A 20,122-nucleotide genomic window follows, 5' to 3' on the forward strand; every position below is an offset into this window, starting at 1 on the left:
CTGGGCGCACCCCAATGGACGGTTCGCCCACGTCGCGCGGCGGCGAGCCCCAGCACAATTGCAGGACGACGCAGGAGGAGACCCATGACCATGGAGCAGCAGACGATTCCGACAGGGAGCGCGAGTCCCGAGATGCAGGCCGCGATCGCCTCGGCGACCGAACATCTCGCCGTGCCGCCTGGGTCTCTGGAGGGCATCGTCGTCCTCGACCTCTCACGCGTGCTCGCCGGCCCCTACGCCGCATCCATACTCGCCGACCTCGGCGCCACGGTCATCAAGATCGAGAACCCGAACGACCCCGACGTCTCGCGCGGCTTCCCGCCGTACCTGCGTGACGGCGACGACGAGTTCAGCGCCTACTACGGCCAGTACAACCGCGGGAAGTTCGGCCTCGCGCTCGACCTCGCGTCGGAGGCAGGCAAAGAGGTGCTGCGCGATCTCGTCGCAAGTGCCGACATCCTCGTCGAGAACTTCCGTCCGGGCACCATGGCGAAGCTCGGTGTCTCCTCCGAGCAGCTCGCCGCCATCAACCCGAAGCTCGTCTACCTCGCGATCTCCGGGTACGGGCAGACCGGCACGCGGAGTCGGCGCCCGGCCTTCGACAACACCGCCCAGGCCGCGGGCGGGATGTGGTCGATGAACGGTTACGCAGACCAGCCTCCCGTCCGCGTCGGCGTCACGATCGGCGACCTCTCGGCATCGATGTTCGGCGTCATCGGTGCGCTCGCCGCCCTCCGCCACGCGGAGCGCACGGGCGTCGGCCAGCTCGTCGACGTCGCCCAGGTCGACAGCATCATCGCGATGACGGAGACCGCCGTCGTCGACTACACGGTCGCCTCGCCGTCCGGTAACGAGCACGCCTGGGTGCGCCCGTACGAGCTCTTCCCATGCGCCGACGGCCAGGTGTTCTTCGGTGCCTACACCGACAAACTCTGGCGGGCGAGCTGCGAACTCTTCGGCACTCCCGAGGCGATCGTGGACCCCGAGATCGACACGATGCGCAAGCGCTTCGACGAGGACGTCTACGCCCGCCGCGTGAAACCGCTCGTCATCTCGTGGTTCGCCGACCGCACCCGGGCAGAGCTGGAGGAACTGGCCGGCGACGTCGTGCCGCTCACCGCGGTGAAGACCACCGGCGAGGTCGTCGACGACCCCGGCACTGCCGAGCGCGACATGGTCGTCGAGGCCGACTACGGCCCGTTCGGCACACTCCGATCGTTCGGCCAGCCGATCAAGCTGAGCGCGACCCCCGCCAGCACGGACCGACCCGCCAACCGCATCGGGGAGCACGCGGACGACATCCTCACGGCGCTCGCCGGTTACGACCACGAGCACATCGCCGGTCTCCGGGCCGACGGGGTGGTCTGAATGGAGCGCGAGGCGCGGCTCACGCTGCAACAGGCCGCCTGGTATCGCAGCACCTTCGCACCCGACGCCGCTGAGCCGCGCGACGGAGGGGAGCTCCCGGCAGGGTGGGAGGGCGTCTACTTCCCGTTCGACACACCTTTCGCGCAGCTACGGGAGGACGGATCGCCGGCGGAGGACGGCGTGCTGCCCGTGATCGACCTGCCTCGCCGCATGTACGCGGGCGAGGACACCGAGTTCCTGCGCCCGTTGCGTCTCGGCGAACACGTCGTGCAACGCACCCGCCTCGGGTCCCTCGTCGAGAAACAGGGTCGCGGTGGTCGGCTCGTGTTCGCCGATCTGGTGCGGGAGTTCACCGTCGATGACGAGGTCGTGCTCCGCAGTACCTGGCACGACGTCTTCCTCGAGGCGCAGCCCGCGGTACCGAAGCCGCGCGATCCCGCGTCGGCGACCGCCGTGTCCGATGACGTCGACACCGACGCGTCCTGGAGCGAGGAGCGCAGGCTCGACTCGCGGCAGCTGTTCCGGTTCTCGGCGGTCACCGGCAACACGCATCGCATCCACTACGACCGCCGGTGGGCGCGCGATGTCGAGGGACTCGACGACCTCCTCGTGCACGGGCCGCTGACGCGCATCCTCGTGCTCGACGCCCTCACCGCGCATGCGACTGGACGGCGCATCACCTCGTTGGACTTCCGTGCGAAGGCCCCGGTCCTCGTCGACACCTCGTTCCGCATCGTCGGCACCGAGCAGTCGGACGGTTCGACCGTGGTGGTCGTCCGCTCCCGGGACGGCGGTGTCCTCGCCTCGGCGGAGGCGCGCTGGCAGTCACCCGCTCCCTGAGCAGTCACCCGGTCCCTGAGCCTGTCGAAGGGCGCCGCGACTCAGGCGTCGATGACGAGGGTCGGCGATGACGACCGTGAGACGCACGGGTACATGATCCGTGAGGCATCGTCCACCGTCAGTGAGTCACGGTGTTCGGGGACGCCGTCGAGCACCTGCACCGCGCAGGAACCGCAGGTTCCGCGCAGACATGAGCCCGGGATCCCGACGCGCGCACTCTGGAGCGCTTGCAGCATCGTCTGTCGGGCCGACACATCGACGGTCCGGTCCGAGCGCGCGCACAGCACGGTGAAGTCCGTGTTCGGGGCGAAGGCGCGCGGCTTCGGTTGGAAGCGTTCCATGTGGAGTCGGCAGTCGGCCGGAAGGGTCTCGACGCGCGCGGCGAGGGCGTCGGTGAACCCCATCGGACCGCAGGCGGAGACGTCCGTGCCGGGGGCCAGGCCGGCGAGGAGACCCGCGAGATCGAGCCGACCCGCTTCAGCGCTGACGTGGACCTGTACCTGGTCACCGAGCGCGGCGAGCTCGTCGGCGAAGGCGATGTCGCTCCGGTTCCGCACCGTGTAGACGAGACGCCAGTCTGCGTCCGTGGTGGCAAGACGACGCGCCATCGAGAGGATCGGGGTGATGCCGATGCCGGCGGCGAGCAACAGATGCCGCTTCGCGTCGGAGAGCGGGAAGAGATTGCGCGGCGGGCGCACGAACACCTCGCGTCCGACCTTCAGGAATCGGTGGATGTAGTGCGATGCACCACGCGAATGCTCCTCGCGCAGCACCGCGATCCGGTAGCTGAACTCGTCGGCCGGGTCCCCGCAGAGGGAGTACTGGCGTTCGTGCCGTGTGATGAGCTGGAGGTCGACGTGCGCACCCGGGTCCCAGGCGGGCAGACGTCTCCCCTCCGGATCGACGAGGATCAGGCTGACGATCGTCGGTGTCTCCTGCACGATCTCCTGCACGATGAGCGGCATCATGCCCGCACGGTTGCGCATCAGTAGAGCGTCCGGTTTCCCTCGGCGACGGCCTCGTCGATGGCATCGCCGACCTCGGTGCTCAGGCCCGACATGCTCGCCCAGATCCGTCCGGCGCTCGGCACCTCGGCGGCGAGTTCCTGCATCTCGGCGTCCCAGAGCCCGCCACGGAGGAGCGCCCGTCCGCAGTGCAGGTAGACCTCCTCGGTGTGGACGACGATCGCGAGGTCCGGGGTGACGTGGTCCTGCTCCAGCATCGCCATGAGCTCGACGTCATCGGTGACGGTGGCCGTGCCGTTGATCCGGAGTGTCTCGCTCATGCCGGGGACGAAGCAGAGGAGGCCGACGTGGCCGCTCTCGACGATGTTCTGGAGGGAGTCGGCGAGCTTGTTGCCCATCCGCTCCGGGATGACGAGGGTGCGGGAGTCGAGCGCGCGGACGAAGCCCGGGTAGTCGCCGCGAGGTGAGCTGTCGCAGTTCCCATCGGTGTCAGCGGTCGCGATCGTGCAGAACGAGGAATGCGCGAGGAACGCGAGGCAGTTGTCGTCCAGTTCGTCCATGATCTTGGCCTTCGCGGCGGGATCGGGTTCGCCGAGCGATCGGCGGATCGCCTGGAGATCGATCGCTGCGAATTGCTTGGACGCCATGGCAGAGCCCTTCCGTGTCCCTCCGAGCCTACGGGCGCTGCGAGGCCGGGCTCAATGGGCCGCGGACACACGGTTCGCTGGTCGACTGTGCCATCGCCCCAGCGTCGAGGGGCCGCGGACCAGCTCCCGACGCCGGCACGGTCCCGTTCTCCGAGCAGTCCCGTTCGCCGGGCTTGTCGAGGTGCCCACGGCGTGAGCATCTTGAATGTCAGTGGTCGATGGTGGACTGGTGTCATGACCGAGCAGCTCTTCCTTCCACATCCGAGTGAGGTGTTCACGGCGGGGTTGGCGGGGTTCTCGGACGAGTTCGTCGCGATCGCGGCTGAGCGGGCAGCGTTGGATGCTCGGGAGGCCCGGTTGTTGGCGCGGTCGGCGGCGTTCGCGGACGCGATGGCCGACACGATCGCGGTGCATGAGCGCACGGTGTCGGAGCGGCAGGCGTTGGTGCGGCGTTCGACGTGCGCGACGCTCGCGATGGCTGTCCGGATGTCGGAGCAGACGGTGCAGCGTGCGACAGGGGATGCGGAACGCCTCGTGAATGAGGCCCCGGCAGTGTTGGTGGCGCTTGAGCTGGGGCGGATCTCGGTGCGGCATGCGCACGCGATCACGGATCAGTTGCGTGAGGTCCCGGCGCCCGGCCGGGCCGTGTTCCTGAGCGCGGTGTTGCCCGTCGCGGAACGCTCGACCGCGGCGCGGGTGAAGCAGCATGCCCGGGTGTTGCGTGAACGGCTGCACCCGGAATCCATCACCGTGCGTGCTCTGAGGTCGGAGCAGGATCGTCGGGTGGAGATCGAAGCGGCGCCGGACGGCATGGCGTGGGTGCACCTGTTCACCACCGCACCGGTTGCGCATGGCATCGCGGAACGACTCGACGCACTCGTGGCCGAGGCACGTTCGGGCGGCGATACCCGCACGTGTGCGCAGTTGCGGGCGGATGCGCTCGCGTCACTGGCCATCAGCGGTGTCACCCCCGCGGAGCAGGCTCCGAGCGAGACGTTGCCGCACCCGGTGGAGGTCTCCGAGCACATCCGGGCGACAGTGCAGATCACCGTGCCGGCGCTATCGATCCTCGGCGTCACCGACACCCCAGCAACCCTCGACGGGTACGGGCCGATCGACCCGGACACCGCAGCACGCCTTGCTGTCAGCGCACCGTCGATGACCCGGGTCCTCACCCACCCCGAAACCGGTGCCGTGTTGTCCGTCGGGCGGGAGCAGTACCGGGTGCCGGCGGATCTGCAACGCGCAGTGCGCCTGCGAGACGCCACCTGTCGGGCACCCGGCTGCGGACGCCGAGCCCGAGCATGCGACCTCGACCACTCGATCGCGTGGGAACACGGTGGGACAACGTCTGTGGGGAACCTTGCGTGTCTGTGTCGACATCATCACCGGATGAAACACCTCCCTGGGTGGAGGCTCGACCACCACGGGGCGGGTGTCCTCGACTGGACCACACCCGACGGCAAACACCACCGCACCACACCAGAACCCGCCCCCTTCTGAACCACCCCAACCGACCCTCGCGCACCGACCCAACCCCGTTCACCGAGCTTGTCGAGGTGCCGGGTCCGGGAAGCCCGATGTCACCACACCGAGGAGAGTGCACCGCCTGGAGCGACTGAGCTCGGACGACGCACTTCCGCGAGCCGCGAGGTCCGGAGCGGGATGGTCTCCCAGCAGGCCGTGAAGGTGCCGTCGTCGAGGTCGAGCACGAGATGGAGCCGGTGCGGCGTCTCCACGAAGATCGCGTCCACTCGCAGGGTGGTGTTCGCGGCGTCGACGCCCGCATCCAGTGCGGCGCTGGCCGCGATCGGCCCGTGGGTGCGCCAAGCGCCGAAACCGGCGGACAGCTCCACCTGATCCTCGCCCTCATGCAGCACGAGACGCAGCTCGTCGTCGACCGAGACGACGTCAAGCGTGCCCATCTGCCCGAGCTCGCTCGTCGGTGCGGCAGTGAAGCTGCGGCCGGCAGCCTCCGTCCCGAGCATGTCCCGCCCCGCAGAACCATCGCCCGACGTCAGCGGCGGCAGCGCAAGGCCCGCGAGACGTCGTACCAGCGCGTCATCCGCTGCACTCGGCTCGTTCGGCTCACTCGCCCCGGTCGCCCCGATCGCCGGCAACAGGTGCTCCCACGCCGCGTTCAGCACCGCCTGCATGTCGAGGCTCTGGCCGGTCAATGCGAGGACGACGTCGTGGTCCGGCAACACCACGCAGAACTGACCGTAGGCGCCGTCGCCGCGGAACCCGTGCCTGGCGATCCAGAACTGGAACCCGTAGCCCTGCGCCCAGTCGGACGAGGGGTCGTCGCCGTTCGCGACCTGCGCACGTGTCGCCTCGGCCACCCATTCCGGAGACAGCAGCTGTCGACCCTCCCAAGCGCCACCCTGCAGGTACAGCTGGCCGAGTGCTGCGACCGCCTCGGTGCGTGCGTGCAGGCCGCTGTACCCGAGTTCATGCCCCTGGTCGTCGCGCTGCCAGTCGAAGTCACCGATACCGAGCGGATCGAGCAGTCGAGGGCGGAGATAGTCGGTGAGGGACCCTCCCGTGATGCGCTGCACGATCGCGGCCGCCGTGTAGGTGCATGGCTGGTTGTAGGCGAACAGCGTGCCCGGATCCTCATCGGGAGGCAGGAGGAGGAAGCCACGGACGAGGTTCGTCGGGTCGATCGCGTGGGCTCGCTCGATCGTCTCCTCGCGGTGCCCGCTCGCCATTGCGAGAACATGGCGCACGAGCATCGCCCGGCTGCGTGGGTCCGTGATCTCGGCATCCAGTTCGGGGAAGTGGCTGATGACGGTGTCGTCGAGGCTCAGGAGCCCTTCGCCAACCGCCATGCCGACCGCGGTGGAGGTGAAGCTCTTGCTGAGCGAGTACAGCAGGTGCACCCGTTCCGCCGAGTAGGGCGCCCACCAGCCCTCGGCGACCACCTGCCCGGCCCGCAACACCATGAGGCTGTGGGGCTCGACGTCTGGTGTCGCCTCGAGGGCGGAGATGAACGCGTCGATCCCGCTCGCGTCGATGTGCTGGGCGGACGGTGTGCTTCGTTGCAGGCTCATCGTTCCATCGTTCCATCGTGGCACGTGCCTCGGACCGAGTTGCCCGATGCCGCACGGAGATCCGTCGATTCCGTCATCTCCCACTGTCTCAGTGGGAGAACGACCGATGGAACATCGCCTTCGCGCGCGCAGCCGTGGCCGCTCGATACGGCTCCGGGATGCGGGTGAGCGTCGCCCCGACCATCGAGATCGCCATGATGATGTCGTCGGGCTCGACATGCGCCGCGATGCGGTCGGCTGCCCGCTCCTGCGTGTACACGCGGCGCGCAAGGGCGTCGAGACGGGTGCCGAGGGCGAGGACGCGTGGGTCGTCGCCCTCACCGAGGATCGCTTCGACGAAGGGCGACGTGACGAGTGCTTGATCGATGACGACGTCGAGGAGCGAGTCGAGCGTGGCATCGGGGCGTCCAGCGTGCGACTCCAGCTCACCGACGTTCTCGTCGAGGACCGCCAGCGCGAGCGCAAGGCGGTCCGGGAAGTGCCGGTACAGGCTGCCCTGGCCGACGCCGGCGCGCTTCGCGACCGCGCTCAGTGGGGCGGCGAACCCGTCAGCGGCGAAGACCTCACGGGCGGCGGTGATGAGCGCGCGACGGTTCTCCGGCCCGGCACTCGGGCCGCGATTCGCTTTCGGGGATGCGGACGGCATCCCCGTAGCGTATCGCCGCGGAACCGCGCCGATGCCTCCGGCTGGGAGCTCGCCGCGAACGATCCCATTCAAGCGGTCGGGGGAGTAGCGTATACCGGACAATGATGTCCGGTAACCGTCGCCGACCCGGCGTCGCCTGCTCCGAGAACGAAGGAACCCCATGAGTGCCCTGACCGCCAACACCCCGATCTCCGCTTGGCTCGCCGACCCGACCGGCGGACCACTCATCCGCGGCCTCCTGCAGCAGCTCGGTACCGACGAATCGCAGCTCGCACCGATCACCGGCCTGCCGCTGCAGCAGCTCGTCGTGATGAGCCAGGGGAAGATGCCGCAGTCACTCGTCGATGACCTCGTGCTCGCGGCGAACGACGGCGTCGTTCCGAGCGAGGACGCCACTCAGGGATGGCAGGAGCGCGTCACCGCCGGTCGGTTCGCCGGCAAGACCGTCATCGTCACAGGTGCCGCGTCCGGCATCGGCCGTGCGACCGCCTCGCGCATCGCCCGCGAGGGCGGCCGCGTCATCGCCGTCGACCTCTTCGAGGACAAGCTCGCGGATCTCACCGCCTCGCTCGCCGACGCGGAGATCGTCGCTGTCGCCGGAGACATCACGAAGCAGGACGACATCGACCGCATCGTCGCAGCGGCGGGGGAGCGGATCGACGCGCTCGCGAACGTCGCCGGCATCAACGACGACTTCTCGCCACTGCACGAGACCTCCGACGCGACCTGGGAGCGGGTCATGGGCGTCAACGTCACCGGCGCGTTCAAGCTGACGCGTGCCGTGCTGCCGGCCATGGTCGAAGCGGGCACCGGATCGGTCGTCAACATCGCCTCCGAAGCGGGCCTGCGCGGCAACGCATCCGGAAACGCCTACACGACCTCGAAGCACGCAGTCGTCGGCATGACGAAGAGCGCCGCGTTCATGTACGGTCCCCGGGGCATCCGGGTGAACGCGGTCGCTCCCGGCGGAGTCGCCACCGGCATCCCGTTCCCGGCGAACGTCTCCGAGGCTGGATCGGCGCGGTTGCGGCCGTTCCAAGCGGCCATCCCCACGATCGCGACGGCCGAGCAGCTCGCGGCGTCGATCACCTTCCTCCTCAGCGACGACGGCGTCAACGTCAACGGCGTCATCCTCCCGTCCGATGGCGGCTGGTCCGTCCAGTAGGGCGAGCGTCCAGTAGGGCGAGTCAGCACCACGCGCGGGCGTCGGCGTCAGGTTCATCCTGGCCGACGCCCGCGTGCTTAACGAAACAGGAAGAATCGCGATTCTTGTCGGCTGGGAACGGCCCTGAAGATCCGTTGTTGCTGCAACGCTCGAATGACACGCCACGTCGACGGTGCGATCCACCCCGGCGAGGACGATGGCCATCCACCGATGGCGAGCGAGAGGCTGCAGTGACGATCACCGACCACCATCTGGAGGCTGCCAGCTGGGCGGACCGCCAGGCCCGGGCCGAAGCGATGATCCCGATCATCGGATCGCTGTACCGGGAACGCAGCATCGTCACCTCGCTGCACGGCCGGAGCCTCATCAACCGTTCGGCCGTCGAACTCCTCAAGGCCCACCGCTTCGCACGTCACATCGACGAGACCGAGCTGCCGCTGTCGGAGACGCTGCCGATCATCGCCACGCTCGCGGGACTCGACCTCGGCGCGGCCTCGATCGACGTCGCGCAGCTGGCCTACCGCTTCCGGACCGACGGCGCGGGTCGTTCGCTCGAGGACTTCCTCCGCACCGAGCTCGCGGACATCGTCGGCGGCGACCCGAGCGGACCGCATGCTCCGCGCGATGTCGTCCTCTACGGCTTCGGACGCATCGGCCGGCTGGTCGCACGCATCCTCATCGAGCACGGGAGCGCGGCATCCGGCGTCCGTCTGCGGGCCATCGTCGTGCGCCGAGGGTCCGACCACGACCTCCGGAAGCGTGCCAGCCTCCTGCGCCGTGATTCCGTCCACGGGCCCTTCGAAGGCACGATCACCGTCGACGAGCAGCGCGACACGATCCTCGCGAACGGCACCCTCATCCAGGTCATCTACTCCGACGACCCGTCGACCGTCGACTACCGGGCGTACGGGATCAGCGACGCGATCGTCGTCGACAACACCGGCCGGTGGCGTGACGCCGCCGGGCTCGAACAGCATCTGGAGGCGCCCGGCGTCTCGCGGGTGCTGCTCACCGCGCCGGGCAAGGGTGCGCTGAAGAACGTCGTCTACGGCATCAACCACGACACCATCTCGGACGAGGACCGCATCGTCTCTGCGGCGTCCTGCACCACGAACGCGATCACCCCCGTGCTGCACGCGGTCGACGAGCTGCTCGGGGTGATCTCCGGCCATGTCGAGACCGTGCACTCGTTCACCAACGACCAGAACCTCATCGACAACTTCCACGCCGGCGACCGCCGTGGCCGTTCCGCAGCACTCAACATGGTCATCACGGAGACGGGCGCCGCACGTGCCGTGGCGAAGGCGTTGCCGTCGATGGCCGGCAAGCTCACGGGCAGCGCGATCCGCGTCCCGACGCCGGACGTGTCGCTCGCGATCCTCAACCTCCGCACCGAGCGCCACGTGAGCAGGGAGGAGATCAACGCGCACCTCCGCCGTATCTCGCTCGACTCCCCGCTCCGCCGGCAGATCGACTACCTCGAGTCGCCGGAGATCGTGTCGAGCGACATCCTCGGCTCGCGCCACGCGGGCGTCGTCGACGGCCTCGCGACGATCGCGACTCCGGACGGCGTGATCCTCTACGTCTGGTACGACAACGAGTTCGGCTACAGCTGCCAGGTCGTGCGCGTGCTCGAAGCCCTCGCGGGTGAGCACCTGCCGCACTTCCCGGCCGCCGCTGCCGGACCAGGCGTGCGCGAGGCAGCGGAGGCGCTGACCGTCTGAACCCCGAATCCTGGCGAGCGCGCGTCGCTCGTCCACCCCTGTGAGCAGTCCGAACGAGTACGGCCGGGACGACTGCTGACACCGCGGCCCAGGGCCGCACAAGGGCCCCACCGATCTTGGCGGAAGGTGGGGCCCTTCATTGTGCAGGCGAGGCGCGGCAGGCCCACCCGGGTGATCCCCGCTCAGTCAGTCCAGTCGGTCGGCCCAGTCGGTCAGCGCCGCCCGGGGGCGACGATCGCCTCTGCGAAGCGAGCGTGCTGCCGACGGATCGTCGCGATGGCGCGCGTGATCGCACCGAGGGCGACGACGTCGACACCGAGCTGTGATGCGCGCACGATGGGCGTCGGCGCGTAACTGCCCTCCTGCAACCAGCTCTGCGCGCGAGCGACGACGGGCGTCGCAGCGGCCGCGGTGCCACCGGCGACGACGATCTCCTCGACGTCGAGGAGGCTGCTGAGCACTGCGCACACGCGGCCGAGTCGTTCGCCCAGCCGGTCGACGAGCGACCAGGCGTAGGCGTCGCCGGCGGAGGCCGCGCTCACCACCGCGTCGAGATCGAGCGTCGCGGTCGGGATGTCGGCGAGAGTGGAGTCCGGCGGGATCATGCCTGTCTGGCGCTCCTCGTGCACCCATCGACGCAACGCGCCCTCGAGGCCGATCGAGGAGCCGACGCCCTCGACCATCCCGAGCACGCGCAGCTCGCCGGCGCCACCCGTCGCCCCGTGCAGGAGCACGCCGTCGACGATGAGTCCTGCGCCGAAGTGCTCACCGGCGAGGAGCACGCCGATCGACTCCCGTGCGACCGTCCCGTGCGCGCGCTCGGCCGCCGCGGCGAGGTTCGCATCGTTCTCCAGCTCGATGTGACCCCACTCGTCCAGCGCTCCCGCGAAGCCCGGGTTCATCCGGCTCCAGTAGTCGTGATCGCCGCGAGGCGAACGCCCGCGCGCGTCGACCGGCGCAGGCACGCCCACGGCCGTCACCAGTACCTGCCCGGCGGCGACACCGGCCGCGGCGGTCGCCCGTTCGACGACGGCGTGGGCTGTGGCGAGGCGCAGCTCAGGGTCTGTGTCGCCACCGATGATGGGCAGCTCGGCTCGGGCGACGACGATGCCGCGGAGGTCAGCGACGAGCGCGGCGACCCGATGCTGGCCGACATCGAGGCCGACGACGAACGCCGCGTCCTCGGCGAGTTCGTAGCGCCGCGCAGGCCGGCCCATCCGGTAGTCGCCGGCGGCCCGTGCATCGTCGAGCTCGCGGATCCAGCCAGTGGTCGCGAGGTCTTCGCAGGTCTTCAGGACGGTCGCGCGGGTGAGGCCGGTCGCCCCCATCGCCTCCGTCGCGGTGAACGGGCCGTGGTCGAAGGCGTAGGCGGCGACGAGCTCGATGCTCCCTCTGCCGCTGTCCGTCGTGTCCTGTCCGACCATGGGGTGACTGTAGCAGGGTTGCACTACTAGATATAGTCGCTATATTTAGTTGCGAAGGTCGCCCAACGCCGGGCACGACACGCGTGTCCGGCACTCGCATCCCGAAAGGAATCGCCGAAGCATGGTCACGAGCAACACATCGACAACCCCCGAACAGCAGGGCGCCCAGGAGCTCCGAGTCGGCGTGATCGGCCTCGGCTTCGCCGGTTCCACGCACCTCGACGCATTCACCGCCCTGCCCGGCGCGACCGTCGTCGCCCTGTCCGGCCAGGAACCGGCCCGCCTCGCCGAACTGTCGGGAAGCCGTGGCGTGCCCGACACCTACGCCGACTGGGAGGACCTCGTCGCACGTGACGACCTCGACATCGTCTCCATCGGGGTGCCGAACGCACTGCACCACCCCATCGCCGTCGCAGCCCTCCGCAGTGGCAAGCACGTCTTCTGCGAGAAGCCGCTCGCGACGACCGCTGAGCTCGCGGCCGAGATGGTCGAAGCAGCCACCGCCGCCGACCGCGTGCTCGAGGTCGCCTACAACCACCGTCGTCGCGCAGACGTCGCCTACCTGGCCCGCTACCTCGCGGAGGAACCCATCGGTCGCGTGTACCACTCGCGTGCCTCGTGGTTGCGTCGGCAGGGTGTGCCCGGCATCGACTCCTGGTTCACCAACAAGACCGCTGCCGGCGGCGGACCGCTCATCGACCTCGGCTCGCATGTGCTCGACATCGCACTGTCGCTCCTCGGCGAACCGCGGGTCACGCACGTCTCCGCTGTCGCATACAACGAGCTCGGCCGCGCCGGTCGCGGCGGCTCATCCGGAGGCGGCCCCGTCTCGAACCGCTCGTCGCACGCCTTCGACGTCGAGGACTTCGCCTCGGCGCTCCTCCGCTTCGAGGACGGCGGCAGCCTGCACCTCGAAGCCTCCTGGGCGTCCTACTCGAAGGCGCACGAGGACATCTCGGTCGAGCTCCTCGGCTCGGAAGGCGGAGTGCGCCTGCATGTCGACAACTACAACACCGACGGCACGGTGACCATCTATCGCGACGTCGCCGGTGCCCCGACCGTGGAGCGTCCGACCGTGCACGTGCCGGCCGGCCACCACCAGTCGGTCATCGCCGAGTTCCTCGACACGATCCGCGCGGGCGAGAGGGCGGGCGGCGAACTCCGGTTCGCCGGTCATCACGGCGAGTACGCGCTGCACCGCAGCCGCGTCATCGACGCCGCATACGCCTCGGCAGCCGCCGGGCACGAAGTGGAGGTCTCCGCATGAGCACGACGCCGAACGGGACCGCAGGACAGACGCGTACCGCAGCACCCATCCGGATCCGCGTGTGGAACGAGTTCGAGCACGAGACGCGCGGCGACGAGGTCGTCCTCGGGCACTACCCCGACGGCATCCACCGCGTGATCGCCGACGGGCTCGAAGCCTCGTTGGGAGCGGGCGCGACGGTCACGACGGCCACGCTCCATGAGCCCGAGCACGGCCTCACCGAGGAGGTGCTCGCCGCGACCGACGTGCTGTTCTGGTGGGGGCACATCGCCCACGACCAGGTTTCCGACGAGGTCGTCGAGCGCGTCGTCCGCCACGTGCACGCCGGCATGGGCATCGTCGTGCTGCACTCCGGGCACTACTCCAAGGTGTTCCAGCGCCTCATGGGGACGAGCTGCGCGCTCAAGTGGCGCAACGACGGCGAGCGCGAGCTCGTGTGGACGGTCCTCCCCGACCACCCCATCGCGCAGGGCGTCCCGCACCCGATCGTGATCGACAAGCAGGAGATGTACGGCGAGCAGTTCGACATCCCGCGCCCCGACGAGGAGGTGTTCCTCTCGACCTTCGCCGGCGGAGAGGTCTTCCGCTCCGGCGTCGCGTACCACCGTGGCCGTGGGCGCGTGTTCTACTTCTCGCCCGGCGACCAGGAGTACCCCGTCTACCACCACCCCGACATCCGTCGGGTGCTGGCGAACGCAGCGGAATGGGCTCGGCCGACGATCGAACGCACACCGCCGACCGCGGACCACCATGCGCGCGACTGGTTCCTGCAGTAGCTGGAGCACCCTCCGCAGTACGCGAGTCGCCCGGAGATGCACGACAGCAGCGGCTGGAATCGTGCGGATCCGGGCGACTCGATGCGTGAAGCACTCGCGCGACACGCCATCGGAGCGCCATGATTGGTCCAACGGGCGGACGCTGGTCCGCCTGAGGGGCGGATGCGCATGGAACTGGACTCCCACGGCGTCGAACAGCAGGTGTCGACCGGCGCGCTCCCCGGCTGGGACGCGGTCGAGCACCACGTCCTCGTGGCGCACGAACGCAGCCGTGAGCATGCGGACGGCGTCGTAGCCGACTACATCCCCATCCTCGCGACGGTGGACCCCGAGTTGTTCGGCGTGTGCGTCGCCGAGGTCGACGGCGAGGTCCACGCTGCGGGTGACGCCGACGTCTCCTTCTCGATCCAGTCGATCTCGAAGGCCTTCGTCTACGCGCTCGTCTGTGGGCGACTCGGACACGAGGTCGTGCGAGAGCGCATCGGCGTGAACAACACGGGACTCGCCTTCAACTCGGTCGTCGCCATCGAACTGAACGACGGCCACCCGATGAACCCGATGGTCAACGCCGGAGCGATCGCCACGACGGCACTCATGCCCGGCGACACCGCCGAGGAACAGTGGCAGGCGGTGCGTGACGGGCTGTCGCGCTTCGCCGGTCGGCCGCTCGCCCTCGACACCGTCGTGTACGAGTCCGAGGCGGCGACGAACCAGCGCAACCGTGCGATCGCGAGGCTCCTGGAGAGCTACGGGCGGATCGAGCTCGACCCGCTCGCGGTCGTCGACGTCTACACGAAGCAGTGCGCACTCCTCGTCACCGCTCGCGACCTCGCGATCATGGGAGCGACGCTCGCCGACGGCGGCATCAACCCGGTCACCGGCGAGCAGGTCGTTTCGCCGGAAGTGTGCCGTGACACCCTCGCCGTCATGGCGTCGACCGGCCTCTATGAACGGTCCGGTGAGTGGTTGTTCGAGATCGGCCTTCCCGGCAAGAGCGGGGTGGCCGGCGGGATCGTCACCATCGCGCCCGGCAAGGGTGGCATCGGCGTCTTCTCGCCACGGCTCGACCCTGCAGGCAACAGCGTCCGGGGGCAGCGGGCCACCGCATACCTGTCGCGTGCACTGGGCCTGAACACCTTCGCGTCGGCGATGCATCAACCACGGGCCACCGAGAAGGAGTCGTCATGATCACTGATGAGAAGAATCCTGCGCCTGAGGTGCGGTCGTCATGGGTGCCGATGGTGGGGCTCTTCCTCGCCCAGATCCTGATGTCGTTCAACGTGTCGGCCCTCCCGGTGTCGCTCGGCGGGATGGTCGCCGACTTCGGGGTTCCGCCGACGAGCGTGAGCACCGCGATCGTCACCTACGGTCTCGTGGTCGCAGCACTGGTGATGGTCGGTGCGAAGCTCGGGCAGCGGGTCGGCTGGATCATCATGTTCCGTATCGTCGTCGCACTGTTCGCGGTGTCCGCACTCCTCATGATCCTGGCCCCAACCGTTGCCTGGGTCATCACCGCGCAGGCCTTCGCCGGCGCCTCGGCGGCGATCATCGTGCCCTCCCTCGTCGCGCTCATCGCCGAGAACTACCGCGGCTCGCAGCAGGCGACCGCGATCGGCTCGCTCGGGTCCGCGCGTGCGCTCGCCGGAGTCAGCGCATTCCTCGTCGGTGGCACACTCGCGACCTTCGTCGGTTGGCGTCCGGTCTTCGGCATCGTGCTGGCGCTCGCGATCGCGGTGTTCCTCTTCAGCTTCCGGCTGCGCTCCGACGCGGGGAACCCTGCGGTGAAGATCGACCTCGTCGCCGCCGTCCTGATCGGAGGTGGCATCGTGGCGCTGACGCTCGGATTCAACAACCTCAACGGCTGGGGTGTGCTGGAAGCGACGGCCGCAGCACCGTTCGACGTGGTCGGGCTGTCACCTGCTCCGCTGCTCATCGTGATCGGCGTCGTCCTCGGGCAGGCGTTCTTCCTCTGGACCAAGCGCCGCACGGCGGCCGGCAAGGTTCCGCTCGTGAGTCTCGCGGTCCTCGGTTCATCCCCTGAACGAGCCGCCGTGTATGCGATGTTCGTCGTCGTCTCCCTGGAGGCGGCGCTCAACTTCACCGTGCCGCTCTACATCCAGATCGTGCAGGGGCGGACACCCTTCGACACCTCGCTCGCGATGATGCCGTTCAACCTCACCGTGTTCGTCACCGCGACCCTCGTCGTCCGGCTGTACAAACGTTTCCCGCCGCGGACGATCGCCATGGTCGGCTTCGGCCTGACGACCGTCGCGCTGCTGTGGCTGTCGCTCGTGGTCACGAACGACTGGGAGACGTTGCCGACGATCCTCGGTCTGTTCGTCTTCGGTGTCGGTCAGGGCGCGCTCGTCACGCTCGTGTTCAACGTGCTCGTGACGGCTGCGCCGAAGGAGCTCGCGGGTGACGTGGGTTCGGTGCGCGGTACGACGCAGAACCTCGCGTCGGCCGTCGGCACCGCGGTGTCGGGGGCGCTGCTCGTCACGATCCTGGCGTTCAACGTCGGGACCGCGGTCATGAACGACGTCGACCTCCCGCCCGAACTCGTGTCGCAGGTCGACCTCGACAGCGTGAACTTCGTCAGCAACGACCAGCTCCGGACGACGCTCCAGGAGGTCACCGATGCGACGCCCACACAGGTCGAGGCCGCCGTCGCCGTGAACACGCAGGCGAGGCTGTCGGCGCTGAAGCTCGGCCTGCTCATCATGGCCGCTGTGAGTGCGCTCGCCATCCTGCCGGCCAGTCGTCTGCCAGCGTACCGGCCGCACGAGATCCCAGACCCGACGCCCGTCTCGGACGAGGCGAGGCGGGTGGCATGAGCAAGGGGTCGCGCACGCTCACGAAGACTGGGACCGTGGAACGGACGACCCGGCGTTCGACATGAGGAGGGCATCATGCCAGGGAAGCAGAATCCATCGCTGAAGGATCCCGAGCTGTACGAGAAGCTCCGCGACGACGGTGCGTCGAAGGGCAAGGCGGCGCGGATCTCGAACGCCGCGGCAAAGGAGGGGCGCTCGAAGATCGGCGAGAAGGGCGGTGAGGCGGGCTCCTATGACGACTGGACGGTCGCCGAGCTGCGCGGCCGCGCGAAGGAGATCGGGCTCAGCGGATACTCCGGCAAGCGCAAGGGCGAACTCATCTCGATGTTGCGCAACAGCTGAGGCTGGGGCGCGTGCTCCGCGCGCGCCCCAGTCCATCAGCCCGCCGGTGACGGCTTCGCGTCGCCGACAGCAGCGGTGTGCACGACGATCTCGCCGGTGTTCGCCTCGTGCATCAGCTCCTCGAGCAGCGTGCGGTCCATCTCGGTGAGGGCGTCCGTGTCGAAGCTGAACTGCAGTGCGATCGCCGGGTGCAACCACAACGTCGTCCGCCCCTCCTGCGATGCGTCCTGACGCACTGTCAGCGCGAACGACTCATTGCGCCGCAGTTTCATCAGCGCGATCGTCTTCACGTGGGCAAGCGTCTGATCGTCGATCTGCAACCGCGCTTCGCCGGTGCCGTAGACCAGTACTCCCATGAGTGACCTCGAACCCTCCGACCCCTGCTTGTTCGTCGACGCTCGTCCTCCGTCGATCGGCGCGCCGCCGACGGGGTCTGGGTCGAAGCGCGCAGGACCAGGATACGAAAGGATCACGCATCCCGCAGGAATCTTCCGGACGGATTCGCGACGGATCGACGTCCGCCGCTCAGGCGCGGCGGCGAGGATCGGGTTCGCCGACCATCGACAGCCCCTTCGAGGAGTCAGCGGTCGTCGCCAGCGCATCGATCCAGGCGCGGTTGAGCTCGATCGGCGCGCTCGTCGTGTACGAGAAACGCAGTGTCATCGCGGGGTGCAGCCAGATCGTGCTCCGGCCGTCGCCGGCGCGCGGGTCGTCCTTCCACGTCAGGTAGAAGCCCTCCCCGCGGCGGAGCTTCGCACCGATGACGACCTGCAGGTGGCTGAGGAGTCGATCGTCGAAGGTGATCGACACACCGTCGTCGTAGATCAGTCTGCCCACGGACCGCGCTCCTTCCTCGTCGTCATCCTTCGACGCTACGCCGCGGCGGCCGTGCTTGTCACGGTCTCGTTCCAGGGCGGCCGGGCTGTTACCCTGCCGCGATGCAGCGCTTGCGCAGGCGTGCGTCGCGTATTGTCCGCCGCCGACGCCATCCGCGCAATGCCCGCTTCAGCCGGAGGTGCGCACGCTACCGTGGCTGCACGCAGGAGGGAGCAGACCATGGGATTTCTTCGCCTGGGTGCGCTCCGATCGCAGATGGACGATCAGACGCTCGCCCAATTGGAACGGGTGATCCTCACTCGGATGCTCGATGAGCAGTCGTTCCTCCTGCAGTTGCACCGCGGTCTGGCCAGCCCGTCCGAATCGGTGCGGGTGAGCCCCGAGCAGCCGATCGTGTTCGCGTTCGACGCAGAGCTGGAGCCGCTGATCGACGAACGTGTCGCGGCGGAGATGCTCGAGGAGATCGAGATCACCGGTGGACTGCACGTCGTGCTGGCCTGAGCCGACGGGCCAAGCCCGAAGTGCCCACCAGCCGGGAGCCAGGAACCGACCAACCATGAGACAGGAAGCAGGCAGACATGAGTGACATCACAGGCGCTGACGCGCAGGGAACCGACCCGGACCTCGTCGCGGGCACCCCACCAACCGAGATCCCGGCGGAGCCGAACGGTGCGGACACGGAAGACGAGCCGGACGTACTGGAGCAGCCGGACACGGCCGTACCCGGCACGGAGTAGGGGAGTCCTCGAGGAGGCACCCGATGACGCACGACCCCGTTTCGCCGAGTCCGACCGACGCATTGCGCGGTGACGGACGTGACGAGACGGCGAACGAACGCTCCGATCGCAACTGGTCCGACCTCATGCAGGAGTTCCGCGTCCTCCAGACCGGCACGCAGATCCTCGCTGGTTTCCTGCTGACGCTGCCGTTCCAGCCGCGGTTCACCGAGCTGAACGCCTTCGATCATGTGCTGTACCTGATCCTCGTCATCCTCGCGGTGACGGTGACGCTCTTGGCGCTTGCGCCCGTGACGATCCACCGGCTCGTGTTCGGGCAGCGAGCAAAGCCGCAGCTCGTGCAGGCCGCGAGTCGCATCCTGATGGTGTGCCTGGCGGCCGCGTCGCTGTTGTTCGCCGGAATCGTGCTGTTCGTGTTCGACTTCGTGACGACGCCGACCGCGGGTCTCTGGGCCGGCGGAGCCGTGGTCGTGCTCATCCTGCTGGTGTGGGTCCTCGGGCCGCGCCTCGTACGGGCCGCCCGCGACCGGGCCGCCGGGTCACGGGCCGCCGGGTCCGACGCCGCCGCCCGCTGAACCGCGGCGGTTCAGGACGGGTCGGCACCCGGGCGTACCTCGGCGTCATCGCGGATGTCGATGCGGGTGATGCCGTCACCGCGTTGGGTGACGTCGATGCGCGGAGCGGCATCCTCCTCCGTCGCATCGGGGGCGGTGGTGAGCTGGTCGTGCCGGTCGGCATCGTGCTGGGCGCGGGCGTCGTCGTCGAGCTCGGCGTCGTGATTCGGGGTCTGGTCGCTGTCGGTCATGCCGAGACGATAACCCCGGGCGGGTGTCTGCCCGATCGGCTTGATCCCCACCCGGAGGTGCGCTACGTGGTGACCGGCGGGCGCAGTGATCCGGTCGGTCGGGTGTCCGTTCGTGGTCATCGTGTCGATCGTAGGCGGCTCCACCGCTGGGCGTCGCCTCCGTCGAGTTCTGCCTCGATGCGACCGCGTCCGTGCGACTCGGTGCGTGGCGGGCGTCCAGAATGGGACGATGTCCGAGCCCTGTGTCTTCTGCCGCATCATCACCGACGAGCCCGACGACGTCGTGTGGGTGGAACGCGAGACCGAAGCCGTCGCGTTCCGTCCGCTGCCGGCGTCGGAGCTTGCGCCTGGGCACACGCTCGTCGTGCCGCGGGCGCACAGCGTCGGTCTGCTGGACGCGGATCCGCGCGCGCTCCAGGCGACGACGGCGCTCGCCCAGCGCGTCGGCCGGGCGATGCGCGCCGCGCTCGGAGCGACGGGCGTCGTGGTGCTGAGCGCATCCGGCGTCGACGCGGGCCAGAGCGTCCCGCACCTGCACCTGCACGTCGTGCCCTGCTGGGACGACGACGGTGTCACCTTCTGGCCTGGCGGCCTGTCGTCGCACCGCGTCGAAGGCGACCCGCACGCACTGCTCGCGGAGATGTTCGAATAGCCGGGCCGCCGGAAACCCCATGTCGCCGACTTGACCTCAA

The 20,122-nt window shown here is 68.9% G+C and carries 22 protein-coding genes; 14 read left to right on the forward strand and 8 right to left on the reverse strand.

All coding sequences use genetic code 11. The features are described from left to right. The first annotated feature begins 84 nt into the window (after positions 1-84). Positions 85-1,368 carry a CaiB/BaiF CoA transferase family protein gene (locus ABMA10_RS05165; RefSeq protein WP_347867573.1) on the forward strand — a complete coding sequence of 428 codons (1,284 nt, stop codon included), beginning with the start codon at positions 85-87 and terminating at the stop codon, positions 1,366-1,368. Beyond that, positions 1,369-2,208, forward strand: a complete 840-nt coding sequence (locus ABMA10_RS05170; RefSeq protein WP_347867572.1) for an FAS1-like dehydratase domain-containing protein — start codon at positions 1,369-1,371, stop codon at positions 2,206-2,208. A 41-nt stretch (positions 2,209-2,249) separates the two neighbouring features. Here ABMA10_RS05170 and ABMA10_RS05175 read toward each other — a convergent pair whose 3' ends face one another. Both ABMA10_RS05175 and ABMA10_RS05180 read right to left on the reverse strand, forming a co-directional pair. Beyond that, a complete protein-coding gene (locus ABMA10_RS05175) occupies positions 2,250-3,194 on the reverse strand; it encodes a PDR/VanB family oxidoreductase (protein WP_347867571.1) in 945 nt (314 codons plus the stop codon). Then, on the reverse strand, positions 3,194-3,820 hold the full coding sequence (locus ABMA10_RS05180; RefSeq protein ID WP_347867570.1) for an MSMEG_1061 family FMN-dependent PPOX-type flavoprotein: 627 nt from the start codon (positions 3,818-3,820) through the stop codon (positions 3,194-3,196). The genes ABMA10_RS05175 and ABMA10_RS05180 overlap by 1 nt, the downstream gene beginning before the upstream one ends. Before the next feature lie 234 nt (positions 3,821-4,054). On the opposite strand from ABMA10_RS05180, the gene ABMA10_RS05185 reads away from it, so the two are divergent. Next, the gene (locus tag ABMA10_RS05185) at positions 4,055-5,323 is read left to right on the forward strand and encodes a DUF222 domain-containing protein (protein ID WP_431031275.1); all 1,269 of its coding nucleotides are present in this window, start codon (positions 4,055-4,057) and stop codon (positions 5,321-5,323) included. A gap of 80 nt (positions 5,324-5,403) precedes the next feature. On the opposite strand, the gene ABMA10_RS05190 is transcribed toward ABMA10_RS05185, so the two are convergent. Next, positions 5,404-6,873 (reverse strand): serine hydrolase domain-containing protein, encoded by a 1,470-nt coding sequence (locus ABMA10_RS05190; protein ID WP_347867384.1) that lies wholly within the window; start codon positions 6,871-6,873, stop codon positions 5,404-5,406. Between the two features lie 88 nt (positions 6,874-6,961). Next, the gene (locus ABMA10_RS05195; protein ID WP_347867385.1) at positions 6,962-7,519 is read right to left on the reverse strand and encodes a helix-turn-helix domain-containing protein; all 558 of its coding nucleotides are present in this window, start codon (positions 7,517-7,519) and stop codon (positions 6,962-6,964) included. Positions 7,520-7,679: 160 nt separating this feature from the next. Between ABMA10_RS05195 and ABMA10_RS05200 the strand changes: the two genes are divergently transcribed. Together ABMA10_RS05200 and ABMA10_RS05205 are read left to right on the forward strand one after the other, a co-directional pair. Continuing rightward, positions 7,680-8,684 carry an SDR family NAD(P)-dependent oxidoreductase gene (locus ABMA10_RS05200; protein ID WP_347867386.1) on the forward strand — a complete coding sequence of 335 codons (1,005 nt, stop codon included), beginning with the start codon at positions 7,680-7,682 and terminating at the stop codon, positions 8,682-8,684. Between the two features lie 230 nt (positions 8,685-8,914). Next, complete coding sequence (locus tag ABMA10_RS05205; protein WP_347867387.1) at positions 8,915-10,408, forward strand: glyceraldehyde-3-phosphate dehydrogenase; 1,494 nt, start codon at positions 8,915-8,917, stop codon at positions 10,406-10,408. Between the two features lie 212 nt (positions 10,409-10,620). Here the strand turns inward: ABMA10_RS05205 and ABMA10_RS05210 are convergent, their stop codons facing one another. Then, entirely contained in the window at positions 10,621-11,832 is a 1,212-nt protein-coding gene (locus ABMA10_RS05210) for an ROK family protein (protein ID WP_431031276.1), read from the reverse strand. 121 nt (positions 11,833-11,953) lie between these two features. On the opposite strand from ABMA10_RS05210, the gene ABMA10_RS05215 reads away from it, so the two are divergent. The 5 genes from ABMA10_RS05215 to ABMA10_RS05235 all read left to right on the forward strand — a co-directional run bounded on the left by ABMA10_RS05215 (position 11,954) and on the right by ABMA10_RS05235 (position 17,051). Then, complete coding sequence (locus ABMA10_RS05215; protein WP_347867389.1) at positions 11,954-13,099, forward strand: Gfo/Idh/MocA family protein; 1,146 nt, start codon at positions 11,954-11,956, stop codon at positions 13,097-13,099. Then, the gene (locus tag ABMA10_RS05220) at positions 13,096-13,875 is read left to right on the forward strand and encodes a ThuA domain-containing protein (RefSeq protein WP_347867390.1); all 780 of its coding nucleotides are present in this window, start codon (positions 13,096-13,098) and stop codon (positions 13,873-13,875) included. Before ABMA10_RS05215 ends, ABMA10_RS05220 begins: the two co-directional genes overlap by 4 nt. A gap of 168 nt (positions 13,876-14,043) precedes the next feature. Beyond that, positions 14,044-15,063 carry a glutaminase A gene (gene glsA / locus ABMA10_RS05225; RefSeq protein WP_431031277.1) on the forward strand — a complete coding sequence of 340 codons (1,020 nt, stop codon included), beginning with the start codon at positions 14,044-14,046 and terminating at the stop codon, positions 15,061-15,063. After that, on the forward strand, positions 15,060-16,709 hold the full coding sequence (locus ABMA10_RS05230) for an MFS transporter (protein ID WP_347867392.1): 1,650 nt from the start codon (positions 15,060-15,062) through the stop codon (positions 16,707-16,709). The genes glsA and ABMA10_RS05230 overlap by 4 nt, the downstream gene beginning before the upstream one ends. Positions 16,710-16,784: 75 nt before the next feature. Next, positions 16,785-17,051, forward strand: a complete 267-nt coding sequence (locus ABMA10_RS05235) for a DUF7218 family protein (protein WP_347867393.1) — start codon at positions 16,785-16,787, stop codon at positions 17,049-17,051. 35 nt (positions 17,052-17,086) lie between these two features. Here the strand turns inward: ABMA10_RS05235 and ABMA10_RS05240 are convergent, their stop codons facing one another. Both ABMA10_RS05240 and ABMA10_RS05245 read right to left on the reverse strand, forming a co-directional pair. Further along, a complete protein-coding gene (locus ABMA10_RS05240; RefSeq protein ID WP_431031278.1) occupies positions 17,087-17,524 on the reverse strand; it encodes a hypothetical protein in 438 nt (145 codons plus the stop codon). 52 nt (positions 17,525-17,576) lie between these two features. Next, entirely contained in the window at positions 17,577-17,888 is a 312-nt protein-coding gene (locus tag ABMA10_RS05245) for an ATP-dependent DNA ligase (RefSeq protein ID WP_347867395.1), read from the reverse strand. 219 nt (positions 17,889-18,107) lie between these two features. On the opposite strand from ABMA10_RS05245, the gene ABMA10_RS05250 reads away from it, so the two are divergent. The 3 genes from ABMA10_RS05250 to ABMA10_RS05260 all read left to right on the forward strand — a co-directional run bounded on the left by ABMA10_RS05250 (position 18,108) and on the right by ABMA10_RS05260 (position 19,200). Then, on the forward strand, positions 18,108-18,389 hold the full coding sequence (locus ABMA10_RS05250; RefSeq protein ID WP_347867396.1) for a hypothetical protein: 282 nt from the start codon (positions 18,108-18,110) through the stop codon (positions 18,387-18,389). Between the two features lie 77 nt (positions 18,390-18,466). Continuing rightward, positions 18,467-18,625 carry a hypothetical protein gene (locus tag ABMA10_RS05255; protein WP_347867397.1) on the forward strand — a complete coding sequence of 53 codons (159 nt, stop codon included), beginning with the start codon at positions 18,467-18,469 and terminating at the stop codon, positions 18,623-18,625. Between the two features lie 23 nt (positions 18,626-18,648). Next, positions 18,649-19,200, forward strand: a complete 552-nt coding sequence (locus ABMA10_RS05260) for a DUF6328 family protein (RefSeq protein WP_347867398.1) — start codon at positions 18,649-18,651, stop codon at positions 19,198-19,200. 11 nt (positions 19,201-19,211) lie between these two features. Here the strand turns inward: ABMA10_RS05260 and ABMA10_RS05265 are convergent, their stop codons facing one another. Further along, positions 19,212-19,550, reverse strand: a complete 339-nt coding sequence (locus ABMA10_RS05265) for a hypothetical protein (protein ID WP_347867399.1) — start codon at positions 19,548-19,550, stop codon at positions 19,212-19,214. A gap of 109 nt (positions 19,551-19,659) precedes the next feature. On the opposite strand from ABMA10_RS05265, the gene ABMA10_RS05270 reads away from it, so the two are divergent. Next, positions 19,660-20,082, forward strand: coding sequence for an HIT family protein (locus ABMA10_RS05270; RefSeq protein WP_347867400.1), 423 nt, complete (start codon positions 19,660-19,662; stop codon positions 20,080-20,082). Positions 20,083-20,122: the final 40 nt, after the last annotated feature.

Source organism: Plantibacter sp. RU18 (assembly GCF_050613355.1).
In the GTDB taxonomy this organism is placed as follows: domain Bacteria; phylum Actinomycetota; class Actinomycetes; order Actinomycetales; family Microbacteriaceae; genus Plantibacter.

Excerpts from the sequence above, each read along its gene's own strand:
- ABMA10_RS05190 (WP_347867384.1), bottom strand. The coding sequence starts at position 6,873 with ATGAGCCTGCAACGAAGCACACCGTCCGCCCAGCACATCGACGCGAGC.
- ABMA10_RS05185 (WP_431031275.1), top strand. The coding sequence starts at position 4,055 with ATGACCGAGCAGCTCTTCCTTCCACATCCGAGTGAGGTGTTCACGGCG.
- glsA (WP_431031277.1), top strand. The coding sequence starts at position 14,044 with ATGGAACTGGACTCCCACGGCGTCGAACAGCAGGTGTCGACCGGCGCG.
- ABMA10_RS05170 (WP_347867572.1), top strand. The coding sequence starts at position 1,369 with ATGGAGCGCGAGGCGCGGCTCACGCTGCAACAGGCCGCCTGGTATCGC.
- ABMA10_RS05165 (WP_347867573.1), top strand. The coding sequence starts at position 85 with ATGACCATGGAGCAGCAGACGATTCCGACAGGGAGCGCGAGTCCCGAG.
- ABMA10_RS05175 (WP_347867571.1), bottom strand. The coding sequence starts at position 3,194 with ATGCGCAACCGTGCGGGCATGATGCCGCTCATCGTGCAGGAGATCGTG.
- ABMA10_RS05180 (WP_347867570.1), bottom strand. The coding sequence starts at position 3,820 with ATGGCGTCCAAGCAATTCGCAGCGATCGATCTCCAGGCGATCCGCCGA.
- ABMA10_RS05200 (WP_347867386.1), top strand. The coding sequence starts at position 7,680 with ATGAGTGCCCTGACCGCCAACACCCCGATCTCCGCTTGGCTCGCCGAC.
- ABMA10_RS05265 (WP_347867399.1), bottom strand. The coding sequence starts at position 19,550 with ATGACCACGAACGGACACCCGACCGACCGGATCACTGCGCCCGCCGGT.
- ABMA10_RS05230 (WP_347867392.1), top strand. The coding sequence starts at position 15,060 with ATGATCACTGATGAGAAGAATCCTGCGCCTGAGGTGCGGTCGTCATGG.
- ABMA10_RS05215 (WP_347867389.1), top strand. The coding sequence starts at position 11,954 with ATGGTCACGAGCAACACATCGACAACCCCCGAACAGCAGGGCGCCCAG.
- ABMA10_RS05260 (WP_347867398.1), top strand. The coding sequence starts at position 18,649 with ATGACGCACGACCCCGTTTCGCCGAGTCCGACCGACGCATTGCGCGGT.
- ABMA10_RS05220 (WP_347867390.1), top strand. The coding sequence starts at position 13,096 with ATGAGCACGACGCCGAACGGGACCGCAGGACAGACGCGTACCGCAGCA.
- ABMA10_RS05195 (WP_347867385.1), bottom strand. The coding sequence starts at position 7,519 with ATGCCGTCCGCATCCCCGAAAGCGAATCGCGGCCCGAGTGCCGGGCCG.
- ABMA10_RS05210 (WP_431031276.1), bottom strand. The coding sequence starts at position 11,832 with ATGGTCGGACAGGACACGACGGACAGCGGCAGAGGGAGCATCGAGCTC.
- ABMA10_RS05270 (WP_347867400.1), top strand. The coding sequence starts at position 19,660 with ATGTCCGAGCCCTGTGTCTTCTGCCGCATCATCACCGACGAGCCCGAC.
- ABMA10_RS05255 (WP_347867397.1), top strand. The coding sequence starts at position 18,467 with ATGAGTGACATCACAGGCGCTGACGCGCAGGGAACCGACCCGGACCTC.
- ABMA10_RS05235 (WP_347867393.1), top strand. The coding sequence starts at position 16,785 with ATGCCAGGGAAGCAGAATCCATCGCTGAAGGATCCCGAGCTGTACGAG.
- ABMA10_RS05250 (WP_347867396.1), top strand. The coding sequence starts at position 18,108 with ATGGGATTTCTTCGCCTGGGTGCGCTCCGATCGCAGATGGACGATCAG.